The sequence below is a fragment of the Stenotrophomonas sp. YAU14A_MKIMI4_1 genome, assembly GCF_003086855.1.
Lineage (GTDB): Bacteria > Pseudomonadota > Gammaproteobacteria > Xanthomonadales > Xanthomonadaceae > Stenotrophomonas.
The window spans coordinates 836525-851674 of record NZ_CP025998.1 but is presented as its reverse complement, the minus strand read 5'-3'; the positions used below and the strand labels follow the sequence as shown (position 1 = coordinate 851674).

The 15150-nt window shown below is 68.7% G+C and carries 16 protein-coding genes; 3 read left to right on the top strand and 13 right to left on the bottom strand.

Annotation, left to right across the window (positions count from 1 at the left end; translation table 11 throughout):
* Window positions 1-72 precede the first annotated feature (72 nt).
* From C1931_RS03700 to C1931_RS03655, 10 genes are all read right to left on the bottom strand, one after another.
* On the bottom strand, window positions 73-564 hold the full coding sequence (locus C1931_RS03700; protein WP_108755456.1) for a dihydrofolate reductase: 492 nt from the start codon (window positions 562-564) through the stop codon (window positions 73-75).
* Between the two features lie 13 nt (window positions 565-577).
* The gene (locus C1931_RS03695; protein WP_234412874.1) at window positions 578-1144 is read right to left on the bottom strand and encodes a hypothetical protein; all 567 of its coding nucleotides are present in this window, start codon (window positions 1142-1144) and stop codon (window positions 578-580) included.
* Window positions 1141-1935, bottom strand: a complete 795-nt coding sequence (locus tag C1931_RS03690; RefSeq protein ID WP_108755454.1) for a thymidylate synthase — start codon at window positions 1933-1935, stop codon at window positions 1141-1143. The genes C1931_RS03695 and C1931_RS03690 overlap by 4 nt, the downstream gene beginning before the upstream one ends.
* On the bottom strand, window positions 1932-2819 hold the full coding sequence (gene lgt / locus C1931_RS03685; protein WP_108755453.1) for a prolipoprotein diacylglyceryl transferase: 888 nt from the start codon (window positions 2817-2819) through the stop codon (window positions 1932-1934). The genes C1931_RS03690 and lgt overlap by 4 nt, the downstream gene beginning before the upstream one ends.
* Window positions 2820-2870: 51 nt before the next feature.
* Window positions 2871-3365, bottom strand: a complete 495-nt coding sequence (locus C1931_RS03680; RefSeq protein ID WP_108755452.1) for a TPM domain-containing protein — start codon at window positions 3363-3365, stop codon at window positions 2871-2873.
* A complete protein-coding gene (locus tag C1931_RS03675) occupies window positions 3365-4252 on the bottom strand; it encodes a TPM domain-containing protein (RefSeq protein ID WP_108755451.1) in 888 nt (295 codons plus the stop codon). The genes C1931_RS03680 and C1931_RS03675 overlap by 1 nt, the downstream gene beginning before the upstream one ends.
* A gap of 3 nt (window positions 4253-4255) precedes the next feature.
* Window positions 4256-4882 (bottom strand): LemA family protein, encoded by a 627-nt coding sequence (locus C1931_RS03670; protein WP_108755450.1) that lies wholly within the window; start codon window positions 4880-4882, stop codon window positions 4256-4258.
* Window positions 4883-5439: 557 nt separating this feature from the next.
* Window positions 5440-6600, bottom strand: a complete 1161-nt coding sequence (locus C1931_RS03665) for an MFS transporter (RefSeq protein WP_108755449.1) — start codon at window positions 6598-6600, stop codon at window positions 5440-5442.
* Between the two features lie 162 nt (window positions 6601-6762).
* Window positions 6763-7512 (bottom strand): TerC family protein, encoded by a 750-nt coding sequence (locus C1931_RS03660; protein WP_108755448.1) that lies wholly within the window; start codon window positions 7510-7512, stop codon window positions 6763-6765.
* Between the two features lie 33 nt (window positions 7513-7545).
* The gene (locus C1931_RS03655; RefSeq protein ID WP_108757643.1) at window positions 7546-7941 is read right to left on the bottom strand and encodes a diacylglycerol kinase; all 396 of its coding nucleotides are present in this window, start codon (window positions 7939-7941) and stop codon (window positions 7546-7548) included.
* 213 nt (window positions 7942-8154) lie between these two features.
* Between C1931_RS03655 and C1931_RS03650 the strand changes: the two genes are divergently transcribed.
* Window positions 8155-8856: an SGNH/GDSL hydrolase family protein gene (locus tag C1931_RS03650; RefSeq protein ID WP_108748577.1), complete on the top strand. Its 702-nt coding sequence runs from the start codon at window positions 8155-8157 to the stop codon at window positions 8854-8856.
* A gap of 127 nt (window positions 8857-8983) precedes the next feature.
* Here C1931_RS03650 and C1931_RS03645 read toward each other — a convergent pair whose 3' ends face one another.
* The 3 genes from C1931_RS03645 to C1931_RS03635 form a co-directional block, all read right to left on the bottom strand.
* Complete coding sequence (locus C1931_RS03645; RefSeq protein ID WP_108755447.1) at window positions 8984-10255, bottom strand: HAMP domain-containing sensor histidine kinase; 1272 nt, start codon at window positions 10253-10255, stop codon at window positions 8984-8986.
* Between the two features lie 150 nt (window positions 10256-10405).
* A complete protein-coding gene (locus tag C1931_RS03640; RefSeq protein WP_002811889.1) occupies window positions 10406-11119 on the bottom strand; it encodes a response regulator transcription factor in 714 nt (237 codons plus the stop codon).
* A gap of 87 nt (window positions 11120-11206) precedes the next feature.
* Window positions 11207-11851, bottom strand: a complete 645-nt coding sequence (locus tag C1931_RS03635) for an arylesterase (RefSeq protein ID WP_108755446.1) — start codon at window positions 11849-11851, stop codon at window positions 11207-11209.
* Window positions 11852-11926: 75 nt separating this feature from the next.
* Between C1931_RS03635 and C1931_RS03630 the strand changes: the two genes are divergently transcribed.
* Together C1931_RS03630 and C1931_RS03625 are read left to right on the top strand one after the other, a co-directional pair.
* The gene (locus C1931_RS03630; RefSeq protein WP_108755445.1) at window positions 11927-12574 is read left to right on the top strand and encodes an ATP-binding cassette domain-containing protein; all 648 of its coding nucleotides are present in this window, start codon (window positions 11927-11929) and stop codon (window positions 12572-12574) included.
* The gene (locus C1931_RS03625) at window positions 12571-15081 is read left to right on the top strand and encodes an FtsX-like permease family protein (RefSeq protein WP_108755444.1); all 2511 of its coding nucleotides are present in this window, start codon (window positions 12571-12573) and stop codon (window positions 15079-15081) included. The genes C1931_RS03630 and C1931_RS03625 overlap by 4 nt, the downstream gene beginning before the upstream one ends.
* Window positions 15082-15150: the final 69 nt, after the last annotated feature.

The window sequence follows — 15150 nt, the reverse complement described above, 5'->3', positions numbered from 1 at the left end:
TGCTTTGCCGCAGTCGAGCAAGCTCGACTCTACGGCCCCGAGCAGTCGACCAACGGTCGACTCTACCCAGGGTCAGCGGCGCGTGTAGTGCGCGAAGCGGAACGCGTAGGCGTGGCGTGCGTCGGCCGGGTGCGGCTCGCTGCTGGTTTCCTGCCACACCGCCGGGTCGACCTCGGGGAAATGCGTATCGGCCGGCACCTCGGCGTCCACCCAGGTCAGGTACAGGTCGCTGGCCTGGTCCAGCAGCTGGTGGAAGATCTCGCCACCGCCAATGATGCACAGCTCGCTGGCACCCTCGCCTTCGGCAATGGCCTTGGCTTCGTCCAGCGATGCCACCGCGCGCATGCCTTCAAACGGCACCTGGCCGCTGCGGGTCAGCACCAGGTTGGTCCGCCCCGGCAGCACCCGGCCGATCGATTCGGCGGTCTTGCGCCCCATCAGGATCGGCTTGCCCAGGGTCAGCGCCTTGAAATGCTTGAAGTCATCGGGCAGGTGCCAAGGCATGGCATTGCCCTGTCCGATGCCACGGTTGCGGTCCAGCGCTACGACCATCGAAAGTTTCATCGCTGCGGTCTCCTCAACCGGCATCGGTCTGCAGGCGATCGCAGGCCGCCTTGGCGGCGCTGGCGGCCCGCAACGCCGCAGCCAGCGACGGGCTGGACGAGGACTTCTCATCCATGCCATCGACGATCTTCTGCATCTGCGCCTCCTCGATGTCCTTCAGGCCGGGGCCTGACAGGACCTCCGCGGACAACGCCGCCCTATCGGTGTCGGTGTCGGTAGCCCGCGCCAAAAACGCCTGCAACTGGTCGCTGGAGTAGACGCTGGCGAGCTGCTGCTCGAGCACGCGCTGGTACTCCGGCTCTTCGATGCCCGCCTTGAGGTGCTCGGTCATCGCCGCGTACATGCCGGTCACCGCCTCGCGCATCTGCGCCTTGCAGCCTGCCGGGATGTCCTCGGGCATCATCGTGCTGCCGTTGAATGCCGCGGCAAACGCGTGGGCTTCCTCGCGCATGTGTCTGTGCACGATCTGTGCGTTGACTTCACCGGCCAAGCCCAGCGTATCGGCCGGTGCCGCGTACGCGCCCGTGCACAGCACGCCGGCCAGCAGCAGCAGCGGGGGCACACACCTGCGCAGCCTCATACCGCCACCGGGGCCTTGATGGCCGGGTGCGGGTCGTAGCCGTCAATGCGGATGTCGTCGAACTGGAAACCGAACAGGTCGGTCACCGCGGGGTTCAGCCACAGCTTGGGCAGCGCGCGCGGTTCACGCGACAGCTGTTCACGGGCCTGCTCGTAGTGGTTCGAATACAGATGGGCATCGCCCAGGGTATGCACGAAGTCGCCCACGCCCAGACCCGTGGCCTGCGCCACCATGTGGGTCAGCAGCGCGTAGCTGGCGATGTTGAACGGCACGCCCAGGAAAATGTCGCCGCTGCGCTGGTACAGCTGGCAGCTCAGCTTGCCGTCCACCACGTAGAACTGGAACAGGTTGTGGCATGGCATCAGCGCCATCTGCGAAAGCTCGCCCACGTTCCAGGCACTGACCACCAGCCGGCGCGAATCGGGATTGCGCTTGATCTCGTCCACCAGCCACTGCATCTGGTCGATCTCGCGGCCATCGGCGGTGGCCCAGCTGCGCCACTGCTTGCCGTAGACCGGGCCTAGATCGCCGTTGGCGTCGGCCCACTCGTCCCAGATGCGGACCTGGTTGTCCTTCAGGTAGCCGATGTTGGTGTCGCCCTTCAGGAACCACAGCAGCTCGTGGATGATCGAGCGCAGGTGCAGCTTCTTGGTGGTGACCAGCGGGAACCCTTCGTTCAGATCGAAGCGCATCTGCCAGCCGAACACGCTGCGGGTGCCGGTGCCGGTGCGGTCGCTCTTCTCGGCGCCGTGTTCGAGCACGTGCGAAAGCAGGTCCAGGTAGGCCTTCATGCCTTGCCCTCCGCCACCACCAGCGGCTGCGGCTGCAGCACCGGTGCGCGGCGCGACAGTGCCAGCAGCACCAGGCCCAGCGCCACCAGCGGCAGGCTCAGCAGCTGGCCCTTGGTCAGCCAGCCGAAAGCGATGTAGACCCCGTTGTCCGGCATGCGCACGAACTCCAGGCCGAAGCGGAAGATGCCGTACATCAGTGCGAACAGGCCCGACACCAGGTAGCGGTGGCGCGGCTTGGCCGACACCATCCACAGCACGGTGAACATCACCACGCCTTCCAGCGCCGCTTCATACAGCTGCGAGGGATGGCGCGCGTAGGGGTTCAGCGCACCGGTAGCGAACTGCGCCTTCAGCGTGGCCGCATCCAGCTGGTTCAGCGGTGCCGGCAGGCCCGAAGGGAACACCACGCCCCAGGTGCCGTCGGTGTACTTGCCCCACAGCTCGGCGCCGATGAAGTTGCCCACCCGCCCCAGTGCCAGGCCGATCGGCACCAGCGGCGCCATGAAATCGATCGTGTCGAACAGGTGCAGGCGCTGCTTGCGCGACCACCACCAGCACGCCACCACCACGCCCAGCAGGCCGCCGTGGAAGCTCATGCCACCGTCCCATACCTTGAACAGCAGCACCGGGTTGGACAGGAAATCGCCCAGTGCATAGAACAGCATGTAGCCGATGCGCCCGCCCAGCACAACGCCCAGCATGGCGTAGAACAGCAGGTCGGAAAAACCGTTGGCATCGACGCCCGGCAGGCGCCCCTGCGCGATGCGCTTGCGCCCCAGCAGCCAGGCTGCAGTGAAGCCCAGCAGGTACATGATGCCGTACCAGTGCACCTTGATCGGCCCCAGCGAAAGGGCAATGGGGTCGATATCGTGGAAATAGATCATGGAAGGTGCCTTGCAGGTGAACGCCTATTCTCGGGCCAGCGCCGCCGCGGCTCAACCAAGCAGCTGCGGGGTGTTGGGCAGCCCGTCATCGTGGGACCCCGAACCGGGCGGAAAGTGCCCGGCCAGCAGCCCGGAGACTTCATCGATGGCATCGCGCAGGGCCTGCACCGGTTCGCTGCCGCGCAGCCCTTCGCGCAGATGGGTGCAGATGCGCTGCCATTGCGCCGGGCTGACCCGGCCGTGCAGGCCGCGGTCGGCCACGATCTCGATGGCATGGTCGGCCAGCAGCAGGTAGATCAGCACGCCGTTGTTGTGCGCGGTATCCCAGGTGCGCAGCTGGGCGAAGGCCTGCTCGGCCGCCTGCCGCGGGGTCACCCGCCGCCACAGCGCGTGCAGGGGCAGGTCGGCTTCCACCGCGAACATGACCTGGCCGCCGTGGCGCTGTTCACCACTGGCGATGGCCTCGGTGATCGCCTGCAGCGCCGCCGGCGGGAACGCCCGCCGCAGCGACGGGGAAAACACGTGCCGCCCGATACGCCTGATCATCACCAGCCCCCCGAAGCGCCACCGCCACCGGAACGGCCACCGCCGCCACCGCCGCCGCCCCAGCTGCCGCCACCACCGCCGAAACCACCGCCGCCACCGCCGCCCCAACTGCCACCGCCCCAGCCACCGCCACCGGCGAAGCGGCCGGGGTGGCCCGAAAGCATGGCCACGATCAGGCCGACGATACCGGCCAGGCCACTGGCCAGCAGCGTGGAGGTGAACAGGAAGGCCGCCAGCGCGGCGCCGCCACCGCCCAGCAGGCCCCGCAGCGGTCGCGGCACCCGCGAGAACACCCCGCGCAGGATGCTGCCGGCAAATACGCCGATGAACAGCGCCAGCGCCCAGGTATCGCCGCCGTCGCCGCTATCGGTGCCGCGCTGGCTGCTGACCGGCGCTGGCAAGGCCTCGCCATCGATCAGCTTGACCAGCACCGCGGTCGCTTCGGTGATGCCGCCGGCGTAGTCGCCGGCACGGAAACGCGGCACCAGGTATTCCTGGATGACCCGGTTGGCAATGGCATCGGGAATGGCGCCCTCCAGCCCATAGCCCGGTTCGATGCGCACCCGCCGATCGTCCTTGGCCACCACCAGCAGCACGCCGTCATCGACGCCCTTGCGGCCGATCTGCCATTGATCGAACACACGGGTGGTGTACTGCGCGATGTCCTCGGGCTGGGTGCTGGGCACCACCAGCACCTGCAGCTGGCTGCCCTTGCGCTGCTGCAGCGCCAGCGCCTGCTGCACCAGTGCCTGCTTCTGTGTGGCATCCAGCGTGCCGGTGGTGTCGACCACCGGCGAATCCAGCGCCGGAATCGGCGCCAGCTGCTGCGCCTGCGCGGCCAGCGGCAGCCACAGCAGCAGGGCCAGCAGCGCGGTGAGCAGGCGCATGGATCAATTCGCCGGCTGCGCTGCCGGCGGCTGCTGCGGCTGCGGCGCGTTGCCGAAATCGACCGCCGGCGCGTTGGAAATCTGCGCCTCGTTTTCCACGCTGAAGTTCGGCTTGGGCTGGTAACCGAAGATCTTGGCGGTGATCAGCTGCGGGAACGAGCGGATGTAGGTGTTGTAGTCCTGCACCTGCTGGATGTAGCGGCCACGGGCGACGGTGATGCGGTTTTCGGTGCCTTCCAGCTGCGCCTGCAGGTCGCGGAAGTTGGCATCTGACTTCAGCACCGGATAGTTCTCGGTGACCACCAGCAGCCGCGACAGCGCACTGCCCAGTTCGCCCTGCGCCTGCTGGAACTGCTTGAGCGAGGCTTCGTCATCGGCGTTGACGTTGATCTGGCCGACCCGCGAGCGGGCGTTGGTGACTTCGGTCAGCACGCGCTCTTCCTGGCTGGCGAAGCCTTTCACGGTCTGCACCAGGTTGGGCACCAGATCGGCGCGGCGCTTGTACTGGTTCAGCACTTCGGACCAGCTGGCCTTCACGGCCTCGTCCTTCTGCTGGATGGTGTTGTAGCCGCAGCCGGAGAGCAGACCGGCCAGCAGCAGCAGGGGCAGGACACGGGTGAACAGGCGCATGGTGGCGATTCCGGGTGGACGATGTGCCGAGCATGCCACGGACGCAGTGAAAGATCGGCCATCGGGCGCCGCCCCCTCCGCGGTGGTGGTGCTCATCGATCATCGGGGTAGTCCGGGCGGGTGGGCATGGCGGGGGACGCCGTGAATCCGTCCTTGGAGGCTTAGCCGCGCCATCCATGGCGCGGATACCCCCGCCACGCCCACCTGCCCGGCCTCGTACGGTTTCCTGCGCACCGCGGGAAGATCAAAAGAAAGAGCAGAAGCAAAAGCCCATGCTTCAGGCATTCGTGTCGACCAAGGTCGACACCTACTAGAGCGGGAGGTCGACACGCACCCAAGCGGGATGCCGTTCCGGCAGACGGCGGGAAACTGTCGAAGGCGGGGTGGGTCCGGTTGAGGGGGCGTGAGCCGCATGGATGCGGCGACCGAGCTTACAGGGACGTACTTGCAGCGTCCCCCTCGACCGGACCCACCCCGCCATCCCACGGAATGCCAGCTTTGGACGTTGACGTTGATTCGGCGGGTGCAGGGCTGCAAGCCCTGCCGCAACCCACCCCTCAGCAGGCTTCGGCGGCCGGGGCGCGCACACGCCCCCACCACGCCAGCACCAGCGCGGCAGCCGCCAGCAACCCACCGGCCACCGGAATGGCCGCATAACCCAGGCCCAGGCTGATCACCGCCCCACCCAGCGCGGCCCCCAGCGCATTGCCCAGGTTGAACGCCCCCACGTTGATGGACGAGGCCAGGCCCGGCGCCTCGGTTGCCGCCTGCATCACCCGTATCTGCAGCGGCGGGACGATGGCGAAGGTGGCCGCACCGAACAACAGCAGCCCCACCGCAGCGGTGGCGTGGCTCATGAACGCCAGCGGCAGCACCAGCATCAGCAGGGCCAGCACCGCCAGCAGGATGCGCGTGGCGCCATCCAGCGACCAGTCGGCCAGGCGCCCGCCAATGCCATTGCCCACGGTGAAGCCGATGCCCACCAGCGCCAGCGACACCGCGATGAACGCGTTGGAGGCACCGGTCAGCTCGGTCAGCACCGGCGCCACATAGGTGTACAGGGTGAACATCGCACCGGCGCCCAGCACCGTGGTGGCCATCGCCAGCAGCACCTGCGGCTGCATGATCGCCTTCAGTTCACGGCGCACGTCCGGGCGCGGGCCCGGTGCCGAAGCCGGCAGGGCCAGGCCCAGCGCGGTGATCGCCACCACGCCCAGCACCGCCGTGCCGGCAAAGGACAGGCGCCAGCCCAGCTGCTGCCCGGCCCAGGTGGCCAGCGGCACGCCGCCGATGTTGGCGATGGTCAGGCCCATGAACATGGTGGCCACGGCCGCGGCCTGCTTATCCTTGGGCACCAGGCTGGCGGCCACCACCGCGCCGATGCCGAAGAACGCGCCGTGGTTGAGGCTGGTGACCAGCCGCGAGAGCAGCAGCAGGCCATAGTTCGGCGCCAGCGCCGACAGCAGGTTGCCGACCACGAAGATCGACATCAGCAGCATCAGCGCGGTGCGCTTGCCGAAGCGCCCCATCAACAGGGTCATCACCGGCGCGCCCAGCATCACACCCACCGCGTAGGCGGTGATCAGCATGCCGGCAGTAGGGATGCCCACGCCCACGCCGTCGGCGATGACCGGCAGCAGGCCCATGGGCGCGAATTCGGTGGTGCCGATGGCGAAGGCGCCGACGGCAAGGGCCAGCAAGGCGGCTCTGGAGTTCATGGACGTTTCCTGCGTGGGGCAGGCCTGTGAAAAGAAGCGCACAGGGTGCGCGCTTTGCCCGGCCGGATTAAGCCCCGTGGCGGGGAAACAGTGTTGACCCCGGTTCACAGATCCCCCAGAACGCAGAACCCCCGGCCAGGCCGGGGGTTCCAGGAAACGCGCTTACCAGTCGCCGGCGCCCGGCACGTGGTGTTCGCGTGCGCGGCGGCGCATCAGCAGGTTCAGCCACTCCACCAGCACCGAGAAGCCCATCGCGGCGTAGATGTAGGGCTTGGGCACGTGCACGTCCAGGCCGTCCAGGATCAGCACCGCACCGATCAGCAGGATGAAGGCCAGCGCCAGCATCTTCACGGTCGGATTGGCGTCGATGAAGCGGCCCAGCGGGTTGGCGGCCAGCAGCATCACCATGACCGACAGCAGGATCGCGGCCACCATCACCGGAATGTGGTCGGCAATGCCGACCGCGGTGATGACCGAGTCCAGCGAGAACACGATGTCGATGATCGCGATCTGCAGGATGACCATGCCGAACACGCCCGAAGCCTTGCTGGTGGCAGGGTTTTCATCGTCGCCACCGGTGATCAGTTCCTTGATCTCCAGGTAGCCCTTGATGATCAGGAACAGGCCACCGACGATCAGCACCAGGTCGCGGATGGAAATGCCCATGCCGGCCAAGTTGAACAGGTTGGCCGACATGTGCGCCAGGTAGGCCAGCGACACCAGCAGCAGGATGCGGGTGATGCAGGCCACGGCGATGCCGAGCTTGCGGGCGAACGGGCGGCGCTCTTCCGGCAGCTTGCTGACGGCGATGGAGATGAACACCAGGTTGTCGATGCCGAGCACGATTTCCAGCGCGCTCAGAGTGAACAGGGTCACCCAGGCATTGGGGTCGGCGAGGAACTCAAAGGACATGGAAACTCTTCAAGGCAGTGGGGAATGGGAGGTTCAGCCGTAGGTGCCGGCCAGCAGGTGCGGCACCACGACCAGGGCCCAGCACAGCAGTACGTTCATCATCAGCACGAACACCGCCGCCGAGCCCATGTCCTTGGCGCGGCCGGCCAGCTCGTGGATCTCCGCGCCATAGCGCTCGATCACCGCTTCGATGGCCGAATTGGCCAGCTCCATGGCCAGCACCAGCAGCATCGAGCCGATCAGCAGCGCGCGCTCCACCGGGGTCTGGCCCAGCCACAGCGCCAACGGCGCCAGCAGTACCAGCAGGTAGACCTCCAGGCGGAACGAGGATTCGTGCAGCCAGGCGGCGCGCAGGCCCTGCCAGGACCAACGGGCGGCCTGGAAGATGCGGCGCGGGCCGCGGGGCATGTGGCCGAAGTTGTCAGCCACGGGCGAGGGGTCCAGCAACAGGAGCGCGGCGCAGCGACCGCTCAGACGCACGGCAGGAGATCATGAAGGCACAGGGAGGGGCAGATGGCGCCCATTTTGCCACAAGGGCCGCCGTGGCACCCCGGCCCCGGCCGTGCGCCACCTGACAGGGACAAGCGGCCTGCCGGCCCAGCTCCTATGATGAACGTCCTTATTGTTGCGCTGGAGAGCCCGATGACCCGTCGCCGTACCTGCCTGCTGATGCTGGGCCTGCTGACTGCCGCACCGCTGGCGCAGGCGCTCAGCCCGCCGGCATCGCCGTCCGTGCCCGACCAGGTGTCCAACGTGGCCTGGGCCGGCGACATGGCCGCCTTCGCCCAGACCGACCGCACCTCGCCGCCGCCGCGCGGTGGCATCGAGTTCATCGGCAGCTCGTCCATCCGCATGTGGGACACCCTGGCCCGCGACTTCCCCACCCAGCCGGTGTTCAATCGCGGCTTCGGCGGTTCGGAAGTGCGCGACAGCACCTGGTACGCCGACCGCATCGTGGTGCCCTATGCGCCGTGCAAGGTGTTCTTCTATGCCGGCGACAATGATCTGAACAGCGGCCGCAGCGCCAGCCAGGTGCGCGACGACGTGGTGGCCTTCGTGCAGCGCGTGCACCGCGACCTGCCGAAGACGAAGGTGGAATACCTGTCGATCAAGCCCAGCCCGTCGCGTGCGCACCTGCTGCCGGCGATCAACGAAGCCAACGCGCAGATCAAGGCCGCGCTGGCGAAGCTGCCCAACACCGGCTACACCGACATCTACACCCCCATGCTGGGTGCCGATGGCCAGCCCGATGCGAAGCTGTTCCGCGAGGACATGCTGCACATGACCCCGGCCGGGTACGCGATCTGGACCAAGGCGCTGGCACCGAAGGTCAACTGCAACTGAGCCATTGCGGACGCCGGGCATGGCCCGGCGCTGCCGCCCTCCCATCCACGCATGGCGTGGATCTACCGGGATCGGGCGTGGGGTCAGAGCCCGTTGCGCGGCAACGGGATCCGACCCCGGCGCAGCGTCAGCGGAAGATGACCGTCGCTTCGGTGCCCTTGCCCGGCTCACTGGCCAGGCTGACCTTCCAGCCGAAGCGATCACACAGGCGGCGCACGATCGACAGGCCCAGGCCGGTGCCCTGCGGGCGGTCCGGTTCGGCGCGGTAGAACGGCTCGAATGCCCGCGCCAGCGCCTCTTCGGACATGCCGATGCCGGTATCGCGCACCACCACCCGGTCGTCCAGCACGTCCACGTCGATGCGCCCTTCGTCGGTGTAGTTGCAGGCATTGCGCACCAGGTTGCTGACCACCACCTGCAGCACCCGCGGCGGGGCGTGCAGCTGCACCGGTTCGGCACTGTGCAGGGCGATGCTGACCGCGCGGTTGCCCAGCAGTTCGCGCGCGTTGTCCACTTCGTAGCGCACCACCTCGTTCACATCGAACAGTTCGATCTGCGGTTCGATGTCGGCCTCACGGGCCAGGATCAGGAATGCGTCGATCACCGCTTCCATGTCACGCCCGGCGCGCTGGATGCGCTGCAGGCTGCGGCGCAGGCGCGGTTCCAGGCCATCGTCGGCCAGCGCCATGTCACTGGCCACGCGGATCACGGTCAGCGGCGTGCGCAGTTCGTGGCTGGCATCACGGGTGAAGTTGCGCTCGCGGGCCACGTGGTCGCTGACCCGGCTGGCCAGCGAATGCAGTGCCGCGGCCAGCTGCCGCGTCTCGCCCTGCATGTCCGCCGGCAGCTTATCCGGCTCCAGGTCGGCCGCTTCCGGATGCCCCGGGTCCCAGCGCGAGACGCGCCGGGCCAGCCAGTTGACCGGCGAGACCAGGCGTTTGGAAGCGCGATAGGTCACCCAGCTGGCGCCGTAGACGGCCAGCAGGGTCAGCAGCACCGGCACGATGCCGAACCAGAACGCCAGCATTTCCGCGCGCGAACGCAGGAACACCAGGTACAGGCGCCCCTCGGGCCGCGCGTCCACCAGCACCAGCTGGTCATCGCCGGGCAGTTCGTGGAAGCCCGGCTCCAGCGCGCGCAGGTTGGCCGGCAGCGACAGGCTGGACTGACCGCGTTCCAGCAGGTAGCCGCGGATGTTCTGGGTGTTGGGCGGCGGTTGTGCCGGCGAGGCCGCGTACAGGGTCCAGTAGTAGGACGCCTCTTCGCGCAGGGCCGCGCCCACCAGGCTGTGCTTGATCACCAGCGCGACCAGCCAGGCACCCAGCAGGATGCCCAGGCTGGCCAGCACGGCCTGCAGGATGAAAACGATGCGGATCTTGCGCGGCAGGCCGTGCGGCATTGCGGGGTCCCGGTCGAAGCGCTGCGATTATAGGCAGCGCCACGTGCCACGGTCGTGCACGGACGGTGACCACACTGGCAACAGGCTACCCGCCCCCTGCCCCGGGCCCCGGCCAGGGCCGGGGCGGGTCTGTGCCTGCGCTCGCACCGATCAGGCCATCGGCTGGGCGATATCGGCGATGCGGTAGCCGGCACTCTGCACGGTGTGCAGCAGCGGGCGGTCGAACGGCTTGTCGATGATCTTGCGCAGGTTGTACAGGTGGCTGCGCAGGGTGTCCGAATCGGGCAGCCCATTGCCCCAGATCTCACGCTCGATTTCCTGACGGGTGACCACGCGCGGCGATTCGCGCATCAGGATGGTCAGCAGGCGAAGACCGATCGGCGAAAGCTGCAGTTCGGTACCGGCGCGGGTGGCGCGCATGCTGACCGGGTCGAGCACCAGGTCGGCCACCTTCAGCACTTCCGAACCCACCTGGCGACGCTCGCGGCGGATCAGCGCGCGCAACCGGGCTTCCAGTTCCTGGATGGCGAACGGCTTGGTCAGGTAATCGTCTGCACCAAAGCCCAGGCCGGTCAGCTTGTCGTCCAGGGTGTCGCGCGCGGTCAGCATCAGCACCGGCGTCGACTTGCGTGCATCGTTGCGCAGGCGACGGCATACCTCGATGCCGTCCAGGCGCGGCAGCATCAGGTCCAGCACGACCACGTCGTAGCTGTTCTCGGCTGCCAGACGGTAGCCGTCCAGGCCATCCTGCGCGTAATCCACCTCGAAGCCACGGCCTTCCAGGTACTCGCCGATCATCTCGGAGATGTTGCGGTTGTCCTCGACCACCAGCACCAAGCCGGAAGTCTCCTTCGTCTGACGCATGTGATTCCCTCTGTCTTCAGCTTTGTGAAACATGCCCCATCGACGGTGGACGCGATGTGAAGTTCCGTCAAGACGCGCGGAAACGGTTCATAGCAGGGGTTTGAGCAGCGGCCACACGTTGTCCAGCACCTTCGGCTGCGCCTGGGCGGTGGGGTGCAGGCCGTCGGCCTGCATCAGCCCCGGCTGCAGGGCCACGCCTTCCAGCAGGAACGGCAGCAGCGGCACCTTGTACTGGTCGGCCAGGCCCCGGTAGACCGCGGCCAGACGCTGGCGGTAGCCGGGGCCGTAGTTGGGCGGTACGTCGATGCCCAGCAGCAGCACCTTGGCCCCGGCCTTCTGGCTGGCCTGCACCATCTTTTCCAGGTTGCCGCGCACCTGCACCGGGGTCAGCCCACGCAGGGCATCGTTGCCGCCCAGCGCAATCACCACCACGCTGGGCTTCTCTCTGGCCAACAGGCCCGGCAGGCGGGTCAGCGCGCCAGCGGTGGTTTCCCCGCTCATGCTGGCATTGACGATGCGCGGCGGGGTTTTCGACTGCTGCCTGACCCGCTTGTCCAGCAGGCTGACCCAGCCGGCATCGGCCGGGATATTGTGGGCAGCACTGAGACTGTCGCCCAGCACCAGCACGGTGCCGCCCGGACCTTTGGCACAGGCCAGCAGGGGCGCCAGCAGCAACCCTAGCAGCAGCACCATCATCGTGCCGGCTTGCCGGCTCCATCCTGTAATGCGCATTGGAGTCTCCTCATCGACAGCCTGTCCCCCCGCAGCGCGCCCGTCGCCATCGCCGTCGACCAGGTCGGCAAGACCGTGCAGGGCCCGGAGGGTGAAGTCCACATACTGGACAACATCACCCTGACCGTCCATGAAGGCACCAGCGTGGCCATTGTCGGCGCCTCCGGTTCCGGCAAGACCACCCTGCTGGGCCTGCTGGCCGGGCTGGACCTGCCCAGCCACGGCCGCATCGCCCTGGCCGGGCAGGACCTGGGCGCGCTGGACGAAGAAGCGCGGGCACAACTGCGCGCTCGCGAAGTCGGCTTCGTGTTCCAGAGCTTCCACCTGCTGCCGGCGCTGACCGCCGCCGAGAACGTGGCCCTGCCGCTGGAACTGGCCGGCCGCGAAGACCCGGCCCGCGTGCAGCAGGTGCTGGAGGCGGTGGGCCTGGCCCATCGTGGCCGCCACTACCCGCGCCAGTTGTCCGGTGGCGAGCAGCAGCGCGTGGCCCTGGCCCGCGCCTTCGTCAGCCGCCCGCGCATCCTGTTCGCCGATGAGCCCACCGGCTCGCTGGACCAGGCCACCGGCCAGCACATCAGCGACCTGCTGTTCGAACTCAATGCCAGCAGTGGCACCACCCTGGTGCTGGTCACCCATGACCTGCGCCTGGCGCAGCGCTGCCAGCACATCCACCGCATCGACAACGGCCGCCTGCAGGACGTCGCCCACGAGGCGCACGCATGAACCTGCTGCGCCATGCCTGGCGTGCGCTGCGCCGCGAGGCGCTGGCCGGCGACCTGCTGACCGTGTTCGCCGCGCTGGTGCTGGGCGTGGCGGTGATGACCGCGGTGGGCACCCTGGTGAACCGGGTGAACCTGGCCCTGACCGGCAGCGCCGCGGAAATGCTGGGCGGCGATCTGGGCGTGGGCAGCCGCAACGAACCGCCGGCCGCCTTTGCCGAGGAAGCGCAGCGGCGCGGCCTGGCCCATACCCGCATTGCCGGCTTCGGCAGCGTGCTGTTCCAGGGCGATGCCAGCCAGATGGCCAGCATCAAGGCGGTGGAAGCGGGCTACCCGCTGCGCGGCAGCCTGCGCGTGCGCGCCACCCCGGGCGGGGCGCTGATCGAGCGCGCCGGCATGCCGCCCAAGGGCCAGGCCTACGCCGACCCACGGCTGCTGCAGGCGCTGGGCCTGAAGGCCGGCGATGATCTGGAATTCGGTGCCGGCACGCTGCGCATTGCCGGCATCATCGAAGCCGAGCCGGATACCGGCGGCGACCTGCTGACGCTGTCCCCTACCCTGCTGGTGAACCGCGCCGACGTGGACGGTACCGGCCTGCTCGGCCCCGGCAGCCGCATCAACTACCGCTTGATGTTCGCCGGCGAACCGGCGCAGATCGCCGCGTTCCGGCAGTGGCTGCTGCCCCAGACCAAGGGCATGCGCGTGCTGAGCGTGGATGACACCCAGCGCGGGGTGCGCCAGGCCTTCGATCTGGCGGGCCGTTTCCTGGGCCTGAGCGCGCTGCTGGCGGTGCTTCTGGCCGGCGTGGCCACGGCCCTGGCCGCCAACCGCTTCGCCCTGCGCCGCATCGACCAGGTGGCCGTGCTGCGCTGCCTGGGCGCGCGCCAGCGCGACATCCTGCTGGGCCTGGCCCTGCAGTTGCTGATGCTGGCGGTGCCGGCCTGTGCCGTGGGCATCGCGCTGGGCATGGCCGCGCAGGAAGGCCTGGTACAGGTGCTGGGCAGTCTGGTGCCGCAGCGCCTGCCGCTGCCTGAAGCCACCCCGGCACTGACCGGCGCCGGCATCGGCCTGTTGCTGCTGTTCGGCTTCGGCCTGCCGCCGCTGCTGCGCCTGCGTGGGGTGCCGCCGATGCGGGTGCTGAACCGTTCGTTCGCCGCACTGCCACCGGCCTCGCTGCTGGCCTATGTGGCCGCGCTGGGCGCCAGCCTGCTGTTGGCGGTGCAGGTAACCGGCGATCTAAAACTGGCGCTGTGGGTGCTGGGTGGGCTGGCCGCGCTGGCGCTGGCCGCCGGCGTGCTCGGCTTTGTGCTGCTGCAGGTGCTGCGCGGCCTGCAGCACCGCCTGCATGGCAACTGGCGGCTGGGCCTGGCCGCACTGACCCGGCGCCGCCTGCTGGCGGTAATGCAGCTGGTAGGCCTGTCGCTGTCGCTGTGCGCGCTGCTGTTGCTGGCAGTGACCGGACCGGGCCTGCTGCAGCAGTGGCGCGAGCGCCTGCCGGCCGATACCCCGAATTACTTCCTGATCAACATCCAGCCCGAACAGCGCGACAGCGTGCTGGCCACCCTGCGAGGCCTGGGCGCGGACGATGCCAGCATCGAGCCGATGGCCACCGGCCGCCTGATCGCGATCAACGGCAAGCCGCCGCTGCGCGTGGACCAGGCCGCTGCCGAAGGCAACGGGGCGAACAATGGCCCGCGCGAGGACGACGACGAGAACCGCCCGCTGAACTTCAGTTGGCGCAGCACCTTCCCACCGGCCAATGCGCTGCTGGAAGGCCGCTTCTGGCAGGCCGGCAGCAGCGCTGCGGAAGCGTCGGTGGAAACCGGCTGGGCGCGGCGCTACGGCGCGCACCTGGGCGATCGCATCACCATTGCCGTCGGCGAGCAGCAGCGCGAGTTCACCGTCAGCAGCATCCGCAAGGCCGACTGGAGCACCTTCCGGCCGAACTTCTTCGTGCTGCTGAACCCCAACGCGGTGGGCGATACCCCGCACAACCTGCTGTCGGCCTTCCATCTGCCCGCCGGCCAGGCCGCGGGTCTGGGTGAGCTGGTGCGGGCGCAGCCCAACCTGTCCCTGCTGGATGTGGACGCGGTGATTTCGCAGGTGCGCGATGTGATGAACCGGGTCGCGCAGGCGGTGCAGCTGGTGATGGTGTTCAGCCTGCTGGCCGGCGTGCTGGTGCTGCTGGCGGCGCTGCAGGCCACCGCCGGCGAGCGCCGCTACGACAGCGCGGTGCTGCGCACGCTGGGCGCCACCCGCCGCCAGCTGCGCGGCGCGGTGCTGGTGGAATTCGGTGCGCTGGGCACCCTGGCCGCCACGCTGGCCGTGGGTGCAGCGGCGGCGATCGGCCTGCTGGTCTCGCAGAAGGTGTTCGAACTGCCGCTGCTGCCGCCCTGGCCGGGCCTGCTGCTGGGCGGCGTGCTGGGCATCGGCCTGAGCCTGCTGGCCGGCTGGTGGGGTACCCGTCGGATCCTGCACACCCCGCCGGCGCTGGCCCTGCGCGAGGCCTGAGTACGGACAGCGCGGCGTGGATGTGCAGTCCACGCCGCGCTGCGTATGCTTGCCGCCTTTCCCCCAGGG